Here is a 22,684-nt window from a genome sequence, read left to right as displayed (position 1 = left end):
AAACCCACCCGGAGGTCATCACATGCAAGCTGGAATCGCCCCGCGTATTTGGCTCCTATTGGCAGGAATCGTTCTCTCCGCCCTGGCACAGGCGGCGGACCCGCAAGACGAAGGCGCATGGACAAGCGCGCTGCGGACTCAATATTTCGGCGACGAGCCGATCGAAGAAGGCAACGGCGTCATCGAGCTGACGGCGCCCTACCGCGCCGAGGACCCCGCCCTGGTTCCGCTCCAGATCACGAGCAAGATCCCGCAGACGCCGGAGAAATACATCAGACGCATCACCCTGATCATCGACAACAATCCGGTGCCCTTCGCGGCGTCCTTCGACCTCACCCCGGCCAGCGGCAAAGCCGATCTGGCAATGCGGGTCCGCGTCAACTCCTATACCTACGTCCGCGCCATCGCCGAGACCAGCGACGGCAAGCTTTATATGAGCAAGGCCTTCGTCAAGGCCAGCGGCGGCTGTTCCGCCCCCCTGGGCGCCGACCTCGATGCCGCCATGGCGCGGCTGGGGAAGATGAAGTTCCGCATGGACGGCGACAAGGCCGCGCTGGGACAGGCCAACGCCGTCCAGCTCCTGGTCAGCCATCCGAACATCACCGGACTGCAGATGGACCAGATTTCGCGCCTGATCAAACCCGCGCATTACGTCGAGGAAGTCAAGGTGAGCTTCGACGGGACTCAGGTCCTGACCGCCAAGACGGACATCGCCATCAGCGCCGACCCCAATTTCCGCTTCTATTTCGTGCCGGACAAGGCGGGGGAACTCAAAGCGGAAATCCGCGACAACCTGGGGAAAACCTTTACCGCCAGCCAGACGGTCGCCGACTGATCAGGCACGGGCCGCGGCAGCCGCCGCGGCCCCTTCCACCAGCACCACCAGGCTGCGGTCGGGGAGGAACAGACGCCGCTGGTCCGGCAGCGGACTCCCCCCTTCGAATTCGCAGGTGTCGCCAGGCGATTCCACGGCGGTATCCACCGCCTTGCTCCAGACTCCCCCGCGGAGCGTATCCGGCAGCCGGAAGCAGAGCCCCTCCGCCGTCGGATTGAACAGCAGGCAGAGCGGCTGCTCCTGCTCCCCCACCGCCCGAATGCAGCAGCCCAAGGCGGAATCGGTCTGCCAGTCCGGCTGGCCGCCGGCCGGATTGAACCAGTGGATGTCTTCAGGCCGGTAGAACCGCTCCCGCGAAAGCACCGGATGACGGGTTCGAAACGCGATCATCTTGCGGACGAACTCGAAGAACGGCCGGTTCTCCTCCAACAAGCGCCAGTCGAACCAGGAAATCTCGTTGTCCTGGCAATAGGCATTGTTGTTCCCGAACTGCGTCCGGCAGAACTCGTCGCCGCCCAGGATCATGGGGACCCCCCTGGACAGCAGCAGCGAGGCCATGAAGTTCTTCATCTGGCGCCGCCGGATGGCGTTGATTTCATGATCGCCGGTCGGCCCTTCGCAGCCGTAATTGGCGCTGAAATTGTGATCCGAGCCGTCCCGGTTGTCCTCCCCGTTCGCGGTGTTGTGCTTGCACGCGTAGCTGACCAGGTCGTTGAGCGTGAAGCCGTCGTGGCAGGTCACGAAGTTGATGCTGTTCACCGGCGCCTTGCCGGAATGCTCGTAAATGTCCGCGCTGCCGCACAGGCGGCTGGCGAAGGCCCCCGCCATGCCCGAATCGCCGCGCCAGTAGCGGCGCACGTCGTCCCGGTACACCCCGTTCCATTCACACCAGCGTTCGCCCGGGAAACGCCCCACCAGATAGGCGCCGCCGGCATCCCAGGCCTCGGCGATGAGCTTGACGTCGCGCAGGATGGGATCCTCGGCGATCAGTTCCAGCAGCGGCGGATTGGGCACCAGATGCCCGCTGCGGTCGCGCCCGAGGATCGAGGCCAGATCGAACCGGAAGCCGTCCACGTGCATCTCGACCACCCAGTACCGCAGGCAGTCCAAAATGTAGTTGCGCACCACCGGGTGATTGCAGTTGACGGTGTTGCCGCAACCCGAATAGTTGCGGTAGCGTCGGCGGTCTTCTTCCAGCAGGTAATAGATGCTGTTGTCCAGGCCGCGGAAGTTCAGGATGGGACCGGTCTCATCCCCTTCCGCCGTATGGTTGAACACGACGTCCAGGAGAACCTCGATGTCGGCCTCGTGGAGGGCCTTGACCATGTGCTTGAACTCTTCCACCTGGCAGCCGGGGTAGGCGCCGGTTCCATAGCCCGCATGCGGCGCCTGGAAGGCGATGGTGTTGTAGCCCCAGTAGTTCCGGAGCCTCTCGCCGGTGACGGGGTTGTAGCGGGTCACTTCATAGGGGTTGAAAGCCTGCAGCGGCATCAGCTCGAGCGCGGTGATCCCGAGCTGCTTGAAATAGGGGATCTTGTCGATGACGCCGAGATAGGTGCCGGGATTCCCGACCGCCGACGAGGGATGAATGCTCAGCCCCCGCACATGGGCCTCATAGATGACCAGCTCCGACCAGTGGTGCTTGAGCGGGCGGTCGTTGCCCCAGTCGAAATGGTCCGCCGTGATCAAAGCCTTTGCGGCCACGCCCTCCGGCCCGCCGACCGCGGCCCCTGAAAACTCCCAATGCTCCGGCGTCACCAGGGCGGTGGCATAGGGGTCGAGCAGCACCGCCTGGGGGTCGAAACGATGGCCCAGATGCGGCTCATGCGGTCCGTCGACCTGAAAGGCGTAAGCCAGGCCGCGGTGTGCGCCGTGCACCGCCACGTGCCAGATATCGCCGGTGCGGTGGTGATTGGGATCGAGATCGATGACCTGGTGAGGCTGGGCATGGCTCGGATCGGCGAACAGCAGCAGGCGGACCCGCGAGCCATGCCGGCTGAACAGGGAGAAATTGGCATCCGTTCCCTGGAAATGAACCCCCAGGGGCAAGGGCGATCCCGTTGAATAATCGAATTTTGCAGGCACCGTCATCGCAGCCGGACCTCGACCCGGACCGATCTTGAAAGACAAAGAAACGCGGCGAGCCGGAAGTGTATCATTAACTTTCCGCATGCCGGTTCCAGCCGCCGGGCAATCTTCCCAGAACGGCGATCGGGAATTTTTTCCGCCGGCGCCGGTCTTACCCACTGCCACAGCCACCAAAAGAGTGGGCATGATGGCGTCAAACCAACACCGACTCAGGAGAAATCAGATGGCTACAACAACCGTGGGCGGCATCGCCGCCGCCGACCGGCCGCTACTGGACAAGAAGTGGCTGGTTTTCGCGATTGCTATCTATACCGTGTTCTACATGTGGGTGCGCTGGTACGAAGGCGTCTACGGCTGGTCCGCCGGCCTGGATTCGTTCGCGCCGGAGTTCGAAACCTACTGGATGAACTTCCTGTACACCGAGATCGTCCTGGAAATCGTGACGGCTTCGATCCTGTGGGGTTACCTCTGGAAGACCCGCGACCGCAACCTGGCCGCGCTGACCCCGCGTGAAGAGCTGCGCCGCAACTTCACCCACCTGACCTGGCTGGTGGCCTACGCCTGGGCCATCTACTGGGGCGCTTCCTACTTCACCGAGCAGGACGGCACCTGGCATCAGACGATCGTGCGCGACACCGACTTCACCCCGTCGCACATCATCGAGTTCTATCTGAGCTACCCGATCTACATCATCACCGGCTTTGCGGCGTTCATCTATGCCAAGACGCGTCTGCCGTTCTTCGCGAAGGGCATTTCGCTGCCGTACCTGGTGCTGGTGGTGGGTCCGTTCATGATTCTGCCGAACGTGGGTCTGAACGAATGGGGCCACACCTTCTGGTTCATGGAAGAGCTGTTCGTGGCGCCGCTGCACTACGGCTTCGTGATCTTCGGCTGGCTGGCGCTGGCCGTCATGGGCACGCTGACCCAGACCTTCTACAGCTTCTCGCACCTGTTCGAACGCGAACTGTGCCCGGACATCCGCTGATGCCGGCGTGAGTCCCTCCGGGCAACCGCCTCGTGAGGGATTCTGGGAAACTGAAAGACCAAGGAGCCGCTGTCCGGGCCTCGAGGCTCGGACAGCGGCTCTTTTTGATTTCCGGACTCGCCACCGCCGGCCGTGAGCGACGCCGAACGCTCGGCCAGCCATCATCATTTACATGACTATCGCCTCATTGTTACGATCGCATTTCAATGCCCCGCGGCGCTTATCGGCCAGCCGCTCCGCGAACGCGCGACGACGCAGGCCGATTCCGCTCAAAAATCGCACCGGGATGAAAAAACAAGAAAAAAAACAAGCCGCCCTGCGATGGGGGAAAGCCGTGATCGGGGGGCGCTGGGGCCTGGTGGCCTGGGGCCTCTCCGGCGCCAGCGCCATGGCGGTGGCCGTGTGGGGACTGCAAACCGTGGCCATCCCGCTCATCATGCTGAAGACCGCCTCCTGGGGAATCTGGGGTATCGGGGTCTTCAAGGAATCCCGGGACAATCTCAGGCTGGGACGCAAGGGCAAATCCGACCCGCCGCGGCGCTGACCCGCGCCGTTGTCCCTTCAAGCTGGCGGCGGCCTCGCCCGATCCGCTAGACTAGCCACCCCACTCAGGTCCTCGGCATCATGCAGCAAGCACGGGACATCTTCTCGTACCGAAAATTCTGGGCCGCCCGCTTCGGCATAGCCCCGCAACTGCCGTTGACACGCGCCGAGATGGAGCGGCTCGGCTGGGACTCCTGCGACGTGGTCCTGGTCACGGGAGACGCCTACGTCGACCACCCCAGCTTCGGCATGGCGTTGATCGGCCGCCTCCTGGAAGCCCAGGGCTTCCGGGTCGGCATCCTGGCCCAGCCGGACTGGCACTCGGCCGAGCCGTTCAAGGAATTCGGACGTCCCAACCTGTTCTTCGGCGTGACCGGCGGCAACATGGATTCCATGGTGAACCGCTACACCTCGGACCGCCGCATCCGCTCCAACGACGCCTACACCCCCGACGGCGCGGCCGACCGCCGCCCGGACCGCTGCGTGCTGGTCTATGCCCAGCGCTGCCGCGAAGCCTACAAAGACGTGCCGATCGTGCTGGGCGGCATCGAAGCCAGCCTGCGCCGTGTGGCCCATTACGACTACTGGTCGGACAAGGTCCGGCGTTCGGTGCTGGTCGACGCCAAGGCCGACCTCCTGGTCTACGGCAACGGCGAACGCCAGGTGGTCGAGATCGCCCACCGGCTCGCCACCGGCGAATCGGTCGCCGAACTCACGGACATTCGGGGCACGGTCTTCGTCCGCCGTACCCCCGCCGTCGACTGGCGCGAAATCGACTCCACCCATATCGACCGGCCAGGCGCGATCACGGCCGCTCCCAACCCCTATCAGGAAACACCTGCCGGCTGCGACTCCCCGGCGAAGGAGCCCGCCGCGGTACTTCACTTTACCCGCCCCGCCCGCGGCCATGGCAAAACGGTGATCCGCTTGCCGGATTTCGATGCGGTGCGCGACGATCCGGTGCTGTACGCCCATGCCTCGCGGGTGCTGCACCAGGAAACCAACCCGCACAATGCCCGCGCCCTGGTCCAGCGCCACGGGAGCGGCGACGTCTGGCTGAATCCGCCGGCGCTGCCGCTGACCACCAGGGAAATGGACCGGGTCTACGGCCTGCCCTACAGCCGCCTGCCCCATCGGCACTACGCCGACGCCCGCATCCCGGCCTTCGAGATGATCCAGCATTCGGTGACCATCATGCGCGGCTGCTTCGGCGGCTGCACCTTCTGCTCCATCACCGAGCACGAAGGGCGGATCATCCAGAGCCGCTCGGAAGATTCCATCATCCGCGAGGTCGAGGCCATCCGCGACACCTCCCCGGCCTTCACCGGCGTGATCTCCGATCTGGGCGGGCCGACGGCCAACATGTACCGGCTGGCCTGCAAGAGCCGCGAGATCGAGGCGAGCTGCCGCCGCCCCTCCTGCGTCTATCCCGGCATCTGCAAGAACCTCGGCACCGACCACGGCCCGCTGATCCGCCTGTACCGTCGCGCCCGCCAGCTCCCCGGCATCAAGAAGATCCTGATCGGCTCGGGGCTCCGCTATGACCTGGCCGTCAAATCGCCGGAATACGTCAAGGAACTGGTGACCCATCACGTCGGCGGCTATCTCAAGATCGCGCCCGAGCATACCGAGCCGGGGCCGCTTTCCAAGATGATGAAGCCGGGGATAGGCACCTACGACCGCTTCAAGGCGATGTTCGACCAATACTCGCGCGAGGCGGGGAAAGAGCAGTATCTCATCCCCTATTTCATCGCCGCCCATCCCGGCACCACCGACGAGGACATGCTGAACCTGGCGCTGTGGCTCAAGAAGAACGGCTTCCGGGCCGACCAGGTGCAGGCCTTCCTGCCCTCGCCCATGGCGGTGGCCACGGCCATGTACCACAGCCGCAAGAACCCGCTGCACCGGATCACGCGCACCAGCGAAACCGTCGAAACGCCCCGGAAACTCACTCAACGCCGGCTGCACAAGGCCTTTCTGCGCTACCACGATCCGGAGAACTGGCCGCTCCTGCGGGAGGCCCTGAAGCAGATGGGCCGCGCCGACCTGATCGGCAACAGCAAGCACCATCTGATCCCGGCCTGGCAACCGCAGGGGATGGGCACGGCCAAAGCCGGAGCGAGCCCGAAAGCCACTTCATTCCGAACCCAGCACACCGGATTGCCGCCGCAAGGCAGAAAGCCGGCGCTCCGCAAATTGCGAAAAGGACGCAGCTGAGCCCCCAAGCCTGAATTTCAAGCCAAAAAAAAGAAGAGGTCATCCGTCATGTGGGATTTCAATCTGCTTTCGGCCACCCGCACCCTCGAGAAGAGCATGGCCTTCGTGCTCCATCGCTGGCTCATCTACCTCGGCGTGGGCCTGGCCTACATCTTCGGCGCGGTCATCGGCGCGGGCACGACCATCGGCGTCGGCTCGCTCAGTTCCAACCCGACCGCATTCGCCGCCGCCGGCGCCTGGATCGGCATGGGCGTCGTCGGCTGGATCCTGTACAAGTTCCGCAACGGCTTCCTGACCGGCGTTCAGGCCCGCAACGCCGCGCTGCTCGGCGCGGAAACGCTGAAGCAGCCCGTTCCGAAGGGCAAGGGGCAGATCGACTTCGCCCGCGGCCGGGTCGCCGAACGCTTTCCCGCCCCACGAGAGCTAAACTCCGTCCTCGCCGCAATGCGCACCGTGCTGTTCGCCTTGCCCGGCTGGCGGGAAACGCCACCGCAAACCCAGCCGCAACGCTGGCTGCTCCAGGCGAAGGGCCTGCTTGCAACCACCGAGACGCTGACCCTGCTCGGCTATCACTTCGCCCATCCGGCAAACGGCCTTCGCCAGTCGGCAAGGGAAGGCCTGCTCATCCTGGCCGCGCATTTCCCGAAGATCCTGCGCAACCGGCTGTACCTGTTCGGCTTCGGCTGGCTGGGGTGTTTCGCGACCTTCCCGGTCCTGCTGGCGGCGGTCCAGGGCATTCTCGCGAACCTTCCGCTCGATCCCGGCATCTGGCCCTATGTGTTCGCCTTCCTGTTGGCCTGGACCATCAAGGCCGCTTTTCTGGATGCGATCGCCCTGGCCGCCATGCTCGACTTCTTCCTGAAGCTTCCCGCGCCCGAGAACGGCGCCGAACTCGCCGAGGCCTTGGCGCGGGACTTCCCCGCATTCGCCGGGATCTGCGCCCAGGCGGAAACCTGAACGGCCGCCGGCTCCGCGCATCGTTGGAATGAGGTTCGGCTTCCTCCCGCGGGGGCCTCACATCCGAAAGCCGCGGACACCCGCCGGTTTACATGGACAAAGAAAAGGTTATACTAATCAGTTTTTTACTTGCCGGGAGTATTCCATGCGTATCGAACAAGAAGCGCTGACTTTCGATGACGTCCTGCTGGTTCCTGCGTATTCGAACGTGCTCCCCCGCGACGTCTCCCTGACCACCCGGCTCACCCGGGCCATTCCGCTGAACATCCCGCTGCTGTCGGCCGCCATGGACACGGTGACCGAAGCCAGGCTCGCCATCACCATTGCCCAGGAAGGCGGCATCGGCATCATCCACAAGAACATGACGGCGGAACGCCAGGCGGCGGAAGTCAGGAGCGTCAAAAAATACGAAAGCGGCGTGATCAAGGAACCGATCACCGTGCCGCCGACCGCGACCATCCGCGAGGTCATGGAGCTGACCCGTGCCCGCAACATCTCCGGCGTTCCCGTGGTGGACGGCGACGAACTGGTCGGCATCGTCACCGCCCGGGACTTGCGTTTCGAAACCCGCTACGACGAACCCGTCACCAAGGCGATGACGCCGAAGGAACGCCTGATCACGGTGCAGGAAGGCGCCAGCAAGGAGGAGGCCATCCGACTGCTGCACCAGCACCGCATCGAGAAGATCCTGGTGGTCAACGAAGCCTTCCAGCTCCGCGGCATGATCACGGTGAAAGACATCCAGAAGTCGAAGGACTACCCGCAGGCCTGCAAGGACGAGTTCGAACGCCTGCGGGTGGGCGCAGCCGTCGGCACAGGCGCCGGCACCGAAGAGCGGGTCGAGGCACTGGTCGAAGCCGGCGTCGACGTGATCGTGGTCGACACCGCCCACGGCCACTCCCAGGGCGTGCTGGACCGGGTGCGCTGGGTCAAGAGCCGCTTCCCGCAGGTCCAGGTGATCGGCGGCAACATCGCCACCGGCACCGCCGCACGGGCGCTGGCGGAAGCCGGGGCCGACGCGGTCAAGGTCGGCATCGGCCCCGGCTCCATCTGCACCACCCGCATCATCGCCGGCGTCGGCGTACCTCAGATCACCGCAGTCTCCAATGTCGCCCAGGCCCTGGCCGGCACAGGCATTCCCGTCATCGCCGACGGCGGCATCCGCTATTCGGGCGACGTCGCCAAGGCCATCGCCGCCGGCGCCCATTGCGTGATGATCGGCGGGCTGTTCGCCGGCACCGAAGAGTCGCCCGGCGAAGTCGAGCTGTATCAGGGCCGCTCCTACAAGGCCTACCGCGGCATGGGTTCGATGGGTGCCATGGCCCAGCAGCAGGGCTCCAGCGACCGCTATTTCCAGGACAGCACCGAGGCCGAAAAACTGGTACCCGAAGGCATCGAAGGCCGGGTCCCGCACAAGGGCAGTCTCATCGCCATCCTCCACCAACTCGTGGGCGGCGTTCGCGCCTCCATGGGCTACACCGGCTGCCGTACCATCGAGGAAATGCGCGAGCACGCCAACTTCGTCCGGGTGACCACGGCCGGCATGCGCGAAAGCCATGTGCACGACGTGACCATCACCAAGGAAGCGCCGAACTACCGCCTCGACTGATCCCGGACCCCGCGAGCCCCGATGACCGACATCCACGCCCAAAAAATCCTGATCCTGGATTTCGGCTCCCAATACACCCAGCTCATCGCGCGGCGGGTGCGGGAACTCGGGGTCTACAGCGAAATTCATCCCTACGACTGCGGCGACGGTTTCATAGCCGAATTCGCCCCGCAAGGCATCATCCTGTCCGGCGGCCCCGAAAGCGTCACGGGCACGGACACGCCCCGCGCCCCGGCCTCGGTGTTCACGCGCGGCGTACCGGTGCTCGGCATCTGCTACGGCATGCAAACCATGGCGGCCCAGCTCGGCGGCAAGGTGGAAGCCGTCGAACACCGCGAATTCGGCTACGCCCAGGTCCGCGCCCGCGGCCACTCGCAGCTCCTGAACGAGATCGAGGACCACACCACCCCCGAAGGCTACGGGCTGCTCGACGTGTGGATGAGCCACGGCGACCAGGTCGTCGGCCTGCCGCCCGGCTTCAAGCTGATCGCCAGCACCGAGAGCGCGCCCATCGCCGGCATGGCGGACGAGGAACGCCGGTTCTACGCACTGCAGTTCCATCCGGAAGTGACCCACACCCGCCAGGGCAAACGCATCCTGGAACGTTTCGTGCGCAAGCTGTGCCGGTGCGAGGCCCGCTGGACCACGGGCAACATCATCGAAGACGCCATCGCCAAGGTGCGGACCAAGGTCGGCGCCGAACGCGTGGTGCTCGGCCTGTCCGGCGGCGTGGACTCGTCCGTGGTCGCCGCCCTGCTGCAGCATGCCATCGGTGAACAACTGACCTGCGTGTTCGTCGACACCGGACTGCTGCGCCTCAACGAAGGCGACCAGGTCATGGCCACTTTCGCCGAGCACATGGGCGTGCGGGTGATCCGGATCAATGCCGAAGACCGCTTCCTGAATGCCTTGCAAGGCGTTGCCGACCCCGAGGACAAACGCAAGATCATCGGCCGCCTGTTCGTGGAAATCTTCGACGAAGAGGCCGCGAAGATCGAAGACGCCCGCTGGCTGGCGCAGGGCACGATCTACCCCGACGTGATCGAATCCGCCGGCTCCAAGACCGGCAAGGCGCACGTCATCAAGTCCCACCACAATGTGGGCGGCCTGCCGGAAACCATGAACCTGCGGCTGGTCGAGCCGCTGCGCGAGCTGTTCAAGGACGAGGTCCGCCAGATCGGCCTCGAACTCGGCCTGCCGTACGAGATGGTCTACCGCCATCCCTTCCCCGGGCCAGGCCTCGGCGTGCGCATCCTCGGCGAGGTGAGGAAAGCATACGCCGACCTCCTGCGCCGCGCCGACGCCATCTTCATCGAAGAACTCTACCGCCACGACCTGTACGACAAGGTCAGCCAAGCCTTCGCCGTCTTCCTGCCGGTGAAATCGGTCGGCGTCATGGGCGACGGCCGCCGCTACGACTACGTGGTCGCGCTGCGCGCGGTGGAAACCGTCGACTTCATGACCGCCCGCTGGGCCCACCTGCCCTACGACTTCCTCGACCTCGTCTCGCGCCGCATCATCAACGAAATCCCCGGTATCTCCCGGGTCACCTACGACATCTCGGGGAAACCGCCGGCGACGATCGAGTGGGAGTGAGCAGGTCCTTCGGGGACTATCGCGACTCATCGAAAATCCATTGTAACATACTGTTTTAAATAAATATGTCGCGGCGACCACAGCTAATGCCGGACAACATGGTCGTGCCGGTGTTGAGTGCGATGGCCTGAAGCAGCGACGAGGTTGTCACTTGACAACCCAGCGAATCATTCCCATACTGGACACTGTTGATGGGCCGTCCCTCTCATCCGAAGAAAGAGGTCGAGGAAGCACTCAGGTACGCCGAAGAGCGGGGCTGGCGTGTGGAAATCGGCGGTAGTCACGCCTGGGGGCGGATTTATTGTCCGTACAACGACGCGGAGTGTCGCTGCGGCGAGTTTTGCATCACCAGCGTGTGAAGCACGCCGAAGAACCCTGGCAACCACGCGCATGCCTTGCGACGCGTCGTGGACCACTGCACCACGCACCGCAAGCAGCGGAAAGCTGCCGACGATGTCGAGGAGTAGCACGATGGAATACACATTCACCCTGAAATACCAGCTCGCCGACGATGACCGTGACCCGGATGCGCTTGTCGAGCGCCTGGGCGAGGCCGGCTGCGACGATGCCCTGGTCGGCATCGGCCAGCCGGGGCGGCTCGCGCTGGAGTTCACCCGCGAGGCGGACAGCGCGGACGCGGCTGTGCGCAGCGCGCTGGCCGACGCGCGGAGCGCTGTACCGTCGGCCAGGCTGATCGAGGTTGCCCCGGATCTGGTCGGCCTGACCGACGTGGCAGAGATGATCGGCGTGTCGCGGCAAAACATGCGCAAGCTGATGCTGGCCCATCCGGGCAGCTTCCCGGCGCCGGTGCATGAGGGTAGCGCGTCGATCTGGCACCTGGCGGATGTGCTGACCTGGCTACAGGCCAAGGGCAGCTATTCGATGGCCAGGGACGTTCTGGAGGTGGCGTGCGTGGCCTTGCAGGTCAACGTGGCAAAGGAGCGGCGGCGCCTATCGCGCTCGGCTTCCGAGGAGCTGGAAGCTCTCGTTGGATGAGACTGTCGCCAGCCTCATCCCTGAGCGGAGCCCGCCCGAACAGGGCGGGTTTTTCGTAGATGGACATCCGGCTTGGCGGCGCTGGCGCATGGAGCTCGCTTACGTTCCTCGATCCAGGCCTCTACCTCGGCCAGATACCATACCACGCAGCGCGGCGTCAGATTGAAGCGCCGCGGCAGTGCCTCGTAGGCTTCTGCCCCTGGCAATCGGAAAGACTGGCCAAGGACGGTGTGGAGAACATTGGGTCCGTGCGATTGGCTTTCCACACCTATCGGCGCATGTCACGGATGAACAGATTGATCGCCGTGCCCAGATACGTTTGATTCATGGCTTAAGTACCAGCAAGCCGTCAGCGGAGCGTGAGACCCAAGCACGGTCGCTGCCGGTCGGTAGTTGCGCAGCATCCAGCTTGGCGGCCCAAGGGAGGCCGAGTTCGCGCCCATGCTGCAGGCAGAGGCGCACCGTCTTGACACTGGTGCAGCGCTGCAGCAGATCGCGCAGTACGTCCGCACGCAGGCTGTAGGCGCCCTCGATGAGTTCACGCGCCTCCTGCAGGGATTGACGCACGCCCACTTCGCTGAGCATTTCCAGCAACGCCCGCTCTGGCACCGAGACCAGCGGCGCGCCGTCGCGCTTCTCGAACGGCCCGGCATGAAGCAGCTCGGCCGGCGGCTCGTCAAACAGGCGCTTGCGGTGGTACTCGGCCGGAAAGCGCTCGGTGAACCAGTCCGGCAGGCGAGCAGCCGTCCAGCCATAGAGCTGCACAACGGATTGCTGCGACAGGTACTGCCGCACACCGTACCAATCGAGCGCGGACTTACCGCCCACATGCAGGCCTTCGACGGATCGTTGGAGGAGGACTAAGCAAGCATGGAGATTCAGCGTATCGTTGGGGCGGCAATAGACCCCGCGCGCCAAGCGAAGCAGCCAACCGGCGCGGGCGTAGTGAACAGCCAGGTCTGCGGAGACGCCCAATGCCGCCAGATCCCCTGATGTCAGTGGCGTCCCGGACACCCAGCGGCGGTAGAGGGTGTTTAGCTTGTTTCGATCTGTCGTAGCCATGCTACGATATGTACCACCAAACAAAATTTTTGCCAAGTTTTGTTTGGTTGATTCAGTCGTAGCTGTGCTACGATAACGGCGCACAATCCAAACTCTCCCAGAGCCTGGATCGCGCTGATAGTTGACGATAGATGATGAGTTGGGGTAGCCGCGCGCAAATCGACTCCATCTCGCGCCTCAGCAAAAGCGCTCTATTTTTGACGGTAAAAGTGACGGTAAGGCGCAATGAATCAGAATATAAACCTCCGCAAGTGCGATGGTTTGCGCTCACTGGGAATCATCGAATGAGAGTGATGAGGGAACGGGAGACGGCCCAGCTACCGCACCACGGAAAATCGGAGCGACTTCGCATGGGGAACGCTCTGTCGAAAGAGAAGCATTCATGAACGACAAATCGACCAAGCCGCGAGGCAGCAGGACGACCAAGCCGCCCAAGGATCCGAGGCTGTCCCGGACGCAGGCGCCGCCGGAGCTTTCCGCCGTTGAATGGCAACGCGCATTGCGCCGCCAGTTCGGCCGCGAACAGGCGTTCGGGATGGAGAATATCGGCACGGAACCGTTTTTTTCCGAGTTCCGCGTCTCCAACCCACAGTCGAAGAGCAGCTACCGGGTGGCGATACGCGGCGGACGGCCGGGCGACAATCATTGCGCCTGTCCCGATTACGCCACCAACGAACTGGGCACCTGCAAGCACATCGAATTCGTTCTCGCGCAACTGGAAAAGAAGCGCGGCGCCAAGGCGGCTTTCGCGCGCGGCTACCATCCCCCCTTCTCCGAACTGTACCTGCGCAACGACGGCGGACGCACGGTCCATTTTCGTGCCGGAACGGATTGTCCGCCGGCCATAGCGAAGGCGGCCGCGCGGCTGTTCGACCCCGCCCAAGCTTGGGTTCTGCCGCCGGAAATGTTCGGCGAACTGGAGCGTTTCGTCACCGCCGTGGGCGAGAGCGGCCACGAGTTGCGCGCCTACGACGATGCCCTCGATTTCATCGCCGGCCGGCGCGACGCCGAACGGCGCGCGGCGGCACTGGACGACATCTTCCGTCACGGCATTGACGACCCATCGCTGAAGAAGCTGCTCAAGGTGCCGCTGTATCCGTACCAGGCGGAAGGCGCGCTGTTCGCCGTCCGTGCGGGCAGGGCGCTGATCGGCGACGAGATGGGCCTGGGCAAGACCATCCAGGCCATCGCTGCGGCCGAAATCCTGGCCCGGCATTTTGGCGTATCGAAAGTGCTGGTGATCTGTCCGACCTCGCTCAAGTACCAGTGGCAAAGCGAGATCGCGCGCTTTTCCGGGCGCGAATCGCGCGTCATGGGGGGAACGCGGGCGCAGCGCCAGAAAGACTATGGACAGGACGATTTCTGCAAAATCACCAACTATGAAAAGCTCCAGCCCGACCTCGATCTGATCACCGCCTGGGCGCCGGAACTGGTGATCGTCGACGAGGCGCAGCGGGTGAAGAACTGGAACACGATCGCCGCCCGCGCCCTGAAACGCATCGACAGTCCCTACGCCGTAGTGCTCACCGGCACGCCGCTGGAAAACAAGCTGGAGGAACTCGTCTCCATCGTCCAGTTCGTCGACCAGCATCGCCTGGGACCCACCTGGAAGCTGCTGCACGAGCACCAGGTGAAGGACGAGGGAGGGCGTGTCACCGGCTACACCGGCCTGGAAAAAGTCGGCCAGACGCTGGCGCCGATCATGATCCGCCGCCGCAAGTCCGAAGTCCTGATGCAGTTGCCCGAACGCACCGATCAGAACCTGCTGGTGCCGATGACGGAAACGCAGATGGCATACCACCAGGAAAACGCCGACATCGTGGCACAGATCGTCCACCGCTGGCGCAAGACGAAATTCCTTTCCGACAAGGACCAGCGGCGCCTCACCTGCGCCCTGCAGAACATGCGCATGTCCTGCAACAGCACCTACCTGCTGGATCGGGAGAGCGACCACGGCGTCAAGGCGGACGAACTGGCGGCGCTGTTCGGCGACCTGTTCGAGCAGCCCGACGCCAAGGCCGTGGTATTCAGCCAATGGACACGCACCCACGACATCGTGATCCGCCGGCTCGAAGCCCGCGGCATCGGCTATGTCAGCTTTCACGGCGGAGTACCCTCGGAAAAGCGTCCGGCGCTGGTGGAGCGCTTCCGGGACGATCCCGGCTGCAGAGTGTTTCTGTCCACCGATGCCGGCGCCACCGGTCTCAACCTGCAACACGCCTCGATCCTGGTGAACATGGATCTGCCGTGGAACCCGGCGCTGCTCGAACAGCGCATTGCGCGGATTCACCGCATGGGCCAGCGGCGGCCGGTGCAGATCGTCAATTTCGTCGCCAAAGGCACGATCGAAGAGGGCATGCTCTCGGTGCTGGCCTTCAAACGGTCCCTCTCGGCGGGCATACTCGACGGCGGCGCGGGGGAGATCTCGCTGGGCGGTTCACGTCTCAACCGTTTCATGAAGGAGGTCGAGAGCGTCACCGGCCAGATGGGGGAAAGCGAGGCCATGACGCCGGGCGAAGAGATGATCAACGCCGCGGCGCCGGCGACTGCGCAGGTTCCGGAAGACAGGATGGCAAACGTTGATGCTGCCGATACGGCGCAAGCACCGCCGCCTGGCGGCGCCGATCCCTGGCAAGCCTTGGCCCAGGTTGGTACCCAGTTGGTTTCCGCACTGGCGGCGGCCAGCGATCCCGACGCTCCGCCGCATCCATGGATCGAGCGGGATCCGGCAACCGGCGTGTGCAACCTCAAGGTACCGCTGCCGCCGCCAGAAACGGCGAGACGACTCGCCGATGCGTTTTCGATTCTGGCGGGCGCGTTGCCAGAGAGGGCATGAACACCTCCCCCTGCCACCGCGAACTCTTCCGCCACGTCAGCGCCGACAAGGCCGCATTTTACCGCGCCATCATGGAGGTTTTCGCCGCAGCCAAGCGCCAGTTCCGCCCCTATCTGCGGCCCGACGAGGTGTTGCGCGAAGCGGCCTGGCCGAACGATCCGCCCGCCCTGGAGGAAGTGCGGGCGGCGCTCGCGCAGTTGGTGGAGTGGGGCAACCTCGAGTCCCAGCCGGATACGGCCCGGGTCGCCAGCATCGACGACTTCTATCTGGCCCGCTTCCTCTACCGGCTCTCCCACGGCGGCGAGGCAGTGGAATCGGCGCTGGCGGCCTTCGCCCAGGCCCTCGGGCGCCGCGGCGAGTTGCAGAGCGTCGCCCTGGAGGACATCCACGCCCGCCTCGAAGCCTTGATCGCGCTGGCCGCCGACAGCGCGCCGGACGACGCCAAGGTGCACGAAGTGCTGCGCGACCTGGTGCGCGTGTTCGAGGATCTGGCCGAGAACGCCCAGGCTTTCATGGCCGGCATCGTCCGCAGCGTGGAAATCCAGCAGGCCGAGGCGCAAGCCGTGGTCGGCTTCAAGAAACGGCTGATCGACTATCTGGAGCGCTTCATCGGCGACCTGGTGAGCCGTTCCGGCGCCATCGCTCAGCGCATCAAGGCGCTCGATTCCCGCATCGACGCCTTGCTGTGGCAGGCGGCGAACCGCGAGGCGCGCGACATCGCCCCCGGCGACGTTCTTGAGCAGGCCGGCGCACTGCAGGCCCGCGTCGATGCCTGGCGTGAACGCTGGCGCGGTCTGCGCCTGTGGTTCGTCTCGGACGGACACGGTCCGGCCCAGGCGGAGGCCTTGCGCGCCAAGGCCCGGGCGGCGATTCCCCAGTTGCTCGCCGCCATCGCCGCCGTCAATGAGCGCCGCAGCGGACGCAGCGACCGTTCGGCGGACTTCCGGGTACTCGCCCGCTGGTTCGCGGATTGCGGCGACGATGGCCAGGCCCACCGCCTGGCGCGGGCCGCCTTCGCCCTCAACCCGGCGCGTCATCTGTCGCTGCTGGCCGCCACAGAGGTGCCGGCGACGACCCCCTGGGCCGATGCGCCGGCCGTGGCGATCCATCCGCGCCTGCGCGAATACGGCACGGCGGCGGTACGCGGCACCGCGCCCAAGGTTACGAACCGCGATGCCGGGCGGGCGGCGCTGGCACGCCTGGCGGCGGCCGAGCACCGCCAGGTGGAAGCGGCCCGTGCCCGGCTGGCGACGGGCACGGTCTGCCGCCTGTCGGAGCTCGGCCGGCTCGACCCGCACGAATTCGATCTGTTCCTCGCCGTGCTCGGCGAGGCGCTGGCGAGCCAGTCATCGCCGGATGAAACGGTGGCGCGCACCACATCCGACGGCCTTCTTCACATCCGCCTCGAGCCATTGGGCGAAGCGTCCCATGCCGTGATCGAAACGGATCTGGGCGTCTTTTCCGGGCGCGACCACCGGATCACCATCACCCCCGAAGGAAACGCCGGGCCTTCCCACGTTTCCTCGCCCTCTTCGGGGGACGGATTACGCCAGGTATCGAACGCATAATGCGCAAGCGGCGTTTGGAAAGCCACGCCATCGGCGACCGCCAGGCGCAGCACCGTCAGGAGGAATACCGGGACGCCGTGCGTGCACTGCTCATGCGCCCGCTGATGACCAGCGATCATCCCAATTTCTCCGCCGTGCGCCGCCATGCGGACCGCCTGCGCACCTGGTTCGCGCGCGAAACCGGCTGGCCGCTCGCCATCGAACGCGACTGCGCGCGCCTCTACAAGCGGCCGGCCGATTTGTCCGACGCCACGCGGGGACTGCCCGGCTTCGACCGCCGCCGTTACGTGCTGCTCTGTCTGGCCGCCGCCGTGCTGGAACGCGCCGAACCCCAGATCACCTTGCGCGTGCTCGGCGACCGGCTGCTCATCCTGGCGGGCGAGCCGGCGCTCGCCGAACGGGGATTCGCTTTCGGGCTGGAGAATGCCCACGAGCGCCGGGAACTCGTCGCCGTCTGCCGCGCCCTGCTCGACTGGGGCGTGATCGCGCGGGTAGCCGGTGACGAGGACGCCTATGTCCTGGGCCACGAGGGCCGCGGCGGCGACGCGCTCTACGACATCCACCGGCGCGTGCTCGCCGGGCTGCTCGCCGCGGTGCGTGGGCCATCCACCTGGGCGCCGGAAGACGCGCCGTGCGACCTCGACCAGCGCCTCGCCGCCCTCGTCGCCGAACATCAGCCGGAAAGCGACGAAGGCCGGCGCACGGCATTGCGACACCAGTTCTCGCGTAGCCTGCTCGACGACCCGGTGATCTATTTCGACGAGCTCGACGCCGAGAACCGCGCCTATTTCCTGAATCAGCGCGGCCTGCTGGCGACGCGCTTGTCCGAGGACAGCGGCCTCGTCGCCGAGCAGCGTGCCGAGGGCGTCGCGCTGGTGGATGAAACGGGTGACCTGACGGACGTCGCGCTGCCGGCCGAGGGTACCGAGTCCCACGTCACCCTGCTGGTGGCCAGGTTCCTCGCCAACCGCCGGCGCGAGAGCGGCGATGCGGTGACGGAAGCCGAAATTGTCGGCTTCATCCGTACAGCAGCGGCCCGTTATGGACAGTACTGGCGCAAATCGGCACGCGAGCCCGGCGGAGAACGGGAACTCACCGAGGCCGCCCTGAGCCGGCTGGCGATGTTGCGCCTGATCGGCCGGGAAGAGGACGCGGTGCATCCCCTGCCCGCCCTCGCCCGCATCGGCCTGGGCGAGGCGACCGTCAAGACGCAGGGCGGCGAGGAATCGATACAACTGGGCATGTTTCCATGAACGCGATCGCCCTCCCGCAACCGGCGCTTGCCCGCTGGCAGCCCCTGCGCCTGGGTCTCGTGGATCTCTACCTCTACGACAGCGAAGAATTCTGGTTCCGCAACGGCCGCCTGCTGTTGCGCGGCAACAATGGCACCGGCAAGTCGAAGGTCCTGTCGCTGACACTGCCGTTCCTCTTCGACGCCCAGATCAAGCCATCGCGCATCGAGCCCGACGGCGATCCCGGCAAGAAGATGGCCTGGAACCTGCTCATGGGCAAGCACGAGCGACGCACCGGCTACGTCTGGGCGGAGTTCGGCCGCCGCGGCGAAGACGGCCGCGCCCACTTCGTCACCCTCGGCTGCGGCCTGTCGGCGGTGGCGGCCCGGCAGCAGATCGATGCCTGGTACTTCGTTGCCGACGACACACGCGTCGGAGAAAGTCTGTGGCTCACCAGTCCGCAGGGCGTCGTGCTGAGCCGGGAACGCCTGCAGGACTCCCTCGGCGCCCGCGGCCAGGTGTTCCCCAGTGCGGAAGCCTATCGCCGGGCAGTGGACGAACGGCTGTTCCGGCTGGGCGCCGCCCGCTATCTGGCGCTCATGGACACCCTGATCCAGTTGCGGCAACCGCAGCTTTCCAAGCGCCCCGACGAGGCGAACCTGTCGGAAGCCCTCACCGAAGCGCTGCCGCCGCTGCCCGCCGAGCTGCTCGGCGACGTCGCCGATGCCTTGAACCAACTGGAGGAATACCGCCAAGAACTCGAAAGCTTCGATGCGCTCGCCAAGGCCGTCGGGCAGTTCAACCAGCGCTATCGCGTCTATGCCCGCATCAACGCCCGGCGCGAGGCGGGCAAGCTGCGCGCAGCCCAGACCGAGTTCGACAAGGCCAGCCAGGCGTTGAACGACGCCAAGGAAAAGCTGGCGGCGGCACAGGCGGAAGAGAGCCGACAGACATCCCGCCACGACGAGTTGGCGAGCAAGCTGACGCGTACCCGCGCCGCCTACGATGCCCTGCGCGAAGACCCGGCATTGCAAGACGCACGACGCCTGGACGAGGCCAAGCGCCAGGCCGAAGACCGGCGCCGCGACGCCGAACTGGCGGCAAACGCGCTGCAAGAGGCGGAGGCCAAAGTCGGGAGGGAAACCCGCGCGCTGGAGCAACGCGCCGCGCGTGCCATTGCCTCGCGGGACGCCCTCGCCGAAGCTCATGCGCGCGTTGCGGCGGCTGCCGAAGCCTGCGGCCTTGCCGCCGACCTCGCGCAGGAAGCGGCCGACCTGAACGACGCGGAAGTCCTGTCGTGCCTGGAGAATGCCGCCTGGCAAGCGGCACAGCGGCAATTGCGCGGCCTGACGGCGCGGCGCCGCACGCATCTGGGCGTCGTGCGGAGGCTCTTGCGCAATGTGGAAGATGCCCACGGCAAGCTCACCGGAGCGCAGCAGCGATGCGACGAGCGTACCGAAGCCTTCGGCACCGCGGCCGAACGGCGCCGGGCGGCCGACGAAGCCGTCGAGCTTCAGGGCGCTCTGCTCGTCGATGCCTGGCAGAGCCACTTCGATCGGCTTGAGCAATTGCGGCCGGCCGACCCCGACACCGCGCTGGCCGCACTGGCCGAATGGGTTGTCGCGCTCCAGGGCGACAACCCGGCACGCACCGCTTTGTCTTCCGCCCAGAATCTGGCCAGCGAACGTTTCGCCGGGCGCGCGGCGGCCTTGGCCCAGCGCGAAAGGGAACTTGCCGGCGAGCGCGACGACTTGTCCGCCGAAAAGCAGCGTCTTGAACAAGGCGAGGATGCTTCACCGCCGGCGCCCTATTTCCGCGACGGCGCCGCGCGGCTCGAGCTGCCGGGCGCACCCTTGTGGCAGTTGCTGGAATTCCGCGAGCCCTTGTCCGCGCCGCAACGAGCCGGTCTGGAGGCAGCCCTCGAAGCGAGCGGCCTGCTCGATGCCTGGGTGACGCCCGATGGCAGCCTGCTGGCCGCCGACGGCACATCTCCCTGGCATGACACACAAATCGTCGCGCGCCCCCGCCAGACAGCCTCGGCCGCGGACTGGCTGCTGCCGGCCGAGCATTCGGCGGTCGCGGCGCCGGTGATCGCCGCCTTGCTGGAAAGTATCGCCTGTGGCACGGCCGATGTCGCCGAAGCCGAAGCCTGGATCGCACCTGACGGGCGCTTCCGCCTCGGCCCCTTGGCCGGGGCGTGGAACAAGCCGTCCGCCGAGTACATCGGCTACGCGGCGCGCGCTGCCGCGCGGGCCCGGCGGCTGGAAGAGATCGCCCGGCGCCTGTCGGAGATCGACGCGTCCCTGAGCATCGTCGCCGATGAAAAGGACAAGCTCGGCCGCCAGCGCGAACGCGCCGCTCTCGAATGGAACACGGCGCCAAGCGATGAAGAGCTGCGCGCCGCCCACGTCGCCGCGGTGGCCGCGGCCAAGGCATTTGCCGAGGCCGAAGAGGCGCTGCGCCAGGCGCAAGCCCGCCTCGCGGAGGCCGAACAGCATTGGCGCGCCGCGCGCGAGCGCCTCGTCGCGGATGCGGCGGACCTGCATCTGGCCGTGGAGCCAGCGGCGCTCGATGCGATCGAGGCGGCCGTGAACGACTTCGGCGACCAGTTGCAGCAGTTCTTCCTCGCGGCCCAGGATGTGCGCCATGCGTTGCCCGAATGGCTGACACAGCAACGGCGCGTCACCGAAGCCCAGGGGGAGGAAGATCAGCGGCGGGAGCAGTCCGCGGAAAGGCATGCGCAGGCCGAGGACGCTCAGGCGCGCTGGCAGGCGCTCTACGACGCCGTGGGACTGAAGGTGGAAGAAATCCAGCGGCGGATCGCGGACCTGCGGCATGCGCTGGCGCAGGGAGAGAAGGAGGAGAAGGCCGCCGAGAAGGCCCTGCGCGAAGCCGGAGAAACCCGCGCCAAGGCCCAGCAGAAGGAGGAAGACTGTGTTCTCGTCCTGGAGGAACGCCGCGTCCAGCGCCAGGCCACGATCACAGTGCTGCAAGCCTTCATCGCCAGCGGGCTGATGTCCATAGCCGTACCGGACCTCGAGTGCCCCGATCCGGCGGCGCCCTGGACCATCGATCCGGCACTCACCCTGGCGCGCCGCGCCGAACAGGCGCTTGCCGGCGTGAAGGCCGACGACGAGGACTGGAACCGCATCCAGAACCAGATTTCGGAGGATTTCGGCGAGCTGCTGAGAAGCCTCGGCGCGCTCGGCCATCAGGCGCATGCGGCCACCAGCGACCACGGTCTGATCGTCAGCGTGGTCTATCGCAACCGCCCGGAGCGACCCGACCGCCTCGAGGCCATCCTGGCCGAGGAAATCGCCCAGCGCCGCGAGCTCCTCACCGCCAACGAGCGCGAGCTCCTGGAGAACCACTTACAGGCCGAGGTCGCGAGCGCCATCCAGCGCATGCTGCAGGAGGCCGATCGCCACGTCGATGGCATCAACGCCGAACTCGAAAGGCGCCCGACCTCGACGGGCGTACGCTTCCGCCTGGTCTGGGAAGCGCTGCCCGAGGGCAGTGACGGCGCACCGGTCGGGCTCGATGCGGCTCGCAGGAAGCTCCTCAACACCAGCGCCGACGCCTGGTCGGCGGAAGACCGCCGCGTCGTCGGCGACATGCTGCAAAGCCGGATCGCCGCCGAACGGGCGCGCGCCGACTCGGGTGGCGGCAGCCTGCTCGAACAACTGGGCCGCGCCCTCGACTATCGCCGCTGGCACCGCTTCCGCGTCGAACGCTGGCAAGGCGGCAAGTGGGGCCGCCTGTCGGGGCCGGCCTCCAGCGGCGAACGCGCCCTGGGACTGACCGTGCCGCTGTTCGCGGCCGTCTCCAGCCACTACAGCCAGGGCGGCCATGACGGTTACGCCGGGGCGCCGCGTCTGGTGCTGTTGGACGAGGCCTTCGCCGGCATCGACCGCGAGGCACGCGCCCATTGCATGGCGCTGATCCGCGAATTCGATCTCGACTTCGTCATGACCAGCGAAAGCGAGTGGGGCTGCTACGCCGAGCTGCCCGGGGTGTCCATCTGTCACCTCCTGCGCCGGGAAGGCATCGATGCCGTGCATGTCTCGCGCTGGACCTGGGACGGGCGTACGCGCCGGGAGGAACCCGATCCGGGGCGGCGTTTCCCCTCCGGAGATCTTCGAGTCCCGGCGGAGCCGTGA

Annotated in this window: 15 protein-coding genes; 13 read left to right on the top strand and 2 right to left on the bottom strand. The window is 66.0% G+C overall.

The window, feature by feature from the left end:
• Positions 1-22: 22 nt before the first annotated feature.
• Positions 23-835 (top strand): quinoprotein dehydrogenase-associated SoxYZ-like carrier, encoded by an 813-nt coding sequence (locus tag ABZN20_RS14970; protein WP_218807985.1) that lies wholly within the window; start codon positions 23-25, stop codon positions 833-835.
• Here ABZN20_RS14970 and glgX read toward each other — a convergent pair whose 3' ends face one another.
• The gene (gene glgX / locus ABZN20_RS14965) at positions 836-2,926 is read right to left on the bottom strand and encodes a glycogen debranching protein GlgX (protein WP_367025764.1); all 2,091 of its coding nucleotides are present in this window, start codon (positions 2,924-2,926) and stop codon (positions 836-838) included.
• 220 nt (positions 2,927-3,146) lie between these two features.
• On the opposite strand from glgX, the gene amoC reads away from it, so the two are divergent.
• From amoC to ABZN20_RS14925, 8 genes are all read left to right on the top strand, one after another.
• Complete coding sequence (amoC, locus tag ABZN20_RS14960) at positions 3,147-3,908, top strand: bacterial ammonia monooxygenase, subunit AmoC (RefSeq protein ID WP_367025763.1); 762 nt, start codon at positions 3,147-3,149, stop codon at positions 3,906-3,908.
• A 286-nt stretch (positions 3,909-4,194) separates the two neighbouring features.
• On the top strand, positions 4,195-4,452 hold the full coding sequence (locus ABZN20_RS14955) for a hypothetical protein (RefSeq protein ID WP_367025762.1): 258 nt from the start codon (positions 4,195-4,197) through the stop codon (positions 4,450-4,452).
• A gap of 80 nt (positions 4,453-4,532) precedes the next feature.
• Complete coding sequence (locus ABZN20_RS14950) at positions 4,533-6,668, top strand: YgiQ family radical SAM protein (protein WP_367025761.1); 2,136 nt, start codon at positions 4,533-4,535, stop codon at positions 6,666-6,668.
• A gap of 48 nt (positions 6,669-6,716) precedes the next feature.
• The gene (locus ABZN20_RS14945; RefSeq protein WP_367025760.1) at positions 6,717-7,625 is read left to right on the top strand and encodes a hypothetical protein; all 909 of its coding nucleotides are present in this window, start codon (positions 6,717-6,719) and stop codon (positions 7,623-7,625) included.
• Positions 7,626-7,770: 145 nt separating this feature from the next.
• Positions 7,771-9,234: an IMP dehydrogenase gene (gene guaB / locus ABZN20_RS14940; RefSeq protein WP_218807994.1), complete on the top strand. Its 1,464-nt coding sequence runs from the start codon at positions 7,771-7,773 to the stop codon at positions 9,232-9,234.
• Positions 9,235-9,255: 21 nt separating this feature from the next.
• Complete coding sequence (guaA, locus tag ABZN20_RS14935) at positions 9,256-10,830, top strand: glutamine-hydrolyzing GMP synthase (protein WP_367025759.1); 1,575 nt, start codon at positions 9,256-9,258, stop codon at positions 10,828-10,830.
• Positions 10,831-11,021: 191 nt separating this feature from the next.
• On the top strand, positions 11,022-11,189 hold the full coding sequence (locus ABZN20_RS14930) for a hypothetical protein (RefSeq protein WP_367025758.1): 168 nt from the start codon (positions 11,022-11,024) through the stop codon (positions 11,187-11,189).
• A gap of 112 nt (positions 11,190-11,301) precedes the next feature.
• Positions 11,302-11,826 carry a helix-turn-helix transcriptional regulator gene (locus tag ABZN20_RS14925; protein WP_367025757.1) on the top strand — a complete coding sequence of 175 codons (525 nt, stop codon included), beginning with the start codon at positions 11,302-11,304 and terminating at the stop codon, positions 11,824-11,826.
• Positions 11,827-12,150: 324 nt separating this feature from the next.
• Here the strand turns inward: ABZN20_RS14925 and ABZN20_RS14915 are convergent, their stop codons facing one another.
• A complete protein-coding gene (locus tag ABZN20_RS14915; RefSeq protein ID WP_367025755.1) occupies positions 12,151-12,924 on the bottom strand; it encodes a type IV toxin-antitoxin system AbiEi family antitoxin domain-containing protein in 774 nt (257 codons plus the stop codon).
• Between the two features lie 346 nt (positions 12,925-13,270).
• On the opposite strand from ABZN20_RS14915, the gene ABZN20_RS14910 reads away from it, so the two are divergent.
• Genes ABZN20_RS14910 through ABZN20_RS14895 form a run of 4 tightly spaced genes read left to right on the top strand, consistent with a single transcriptional unit; the run spans position 13,271 to position 22,684 of the window.
• On the top strand, positions 13,271-15,724 hold the full coding sequence (locus ABZN20_RS14910) for a DEAD/DEAH box helicase (RefSeq protein ID WP_367025754.1): 2,454 nt from the start codon (positions 13,271-13,273) through the stop codon (positions 15,722-15,724).
• Positions 15,721-17,292 carry a TIGR02677 family protein gene (locus ABZN20_RS14905; RefSeq protein ID WP_367025753.1) on the top strand — a complete coding sequence of 524 codons (1,572 nt, stop codon included), beginning with the start codon at positions 15,721-15,723 and terminating at the stop codon, positions 17,290-17,292. Before ABZN20_RS14910 ends, ABZN20_RS14905 begins: the two co-directional genes overlap by 4 nt.
• Positions 17,292-18,545, top strand: a complete 1,254-nt coding sequence (locus tag ABZN20_RS14900; RefSeq protein ID WP_367025752.1) for a TIGR02678 family protein — start codon at positions 17,292-17,294, stop codon at positions 18,543-18,545. The genes ABZN20_RS14905 and ABZN20_RS14900 overlap by 1 nt, the downstream gene beginning before the upstream one ends.
• Complete coding sequence (locus ABZN20_RS14895; protein WP_367025751.1) at positions 18,542-22,684, top strand: TIGR02680 family protein; 4,143 nt, start codon at positions 18,542-18,544, stop codon at positions 22,682-22,684. The genes ABZN20_RS14900 and ABZN20_RS14895 overlap by 4 nt, the downstream gene beginning before the upstream one ends.

The sequence above is a fragment of the Methylococcus sp. ANG genome (assembly GCF_040730495.1).
GTDB lineage: Bacteria > Pseudomonadota > Gammaproteobacteria > Methylococcales > Methylococcaceae > Methylococcus.
This window is presented reverse-complemented; position numbering and strand designations above follow the sequence as displayed.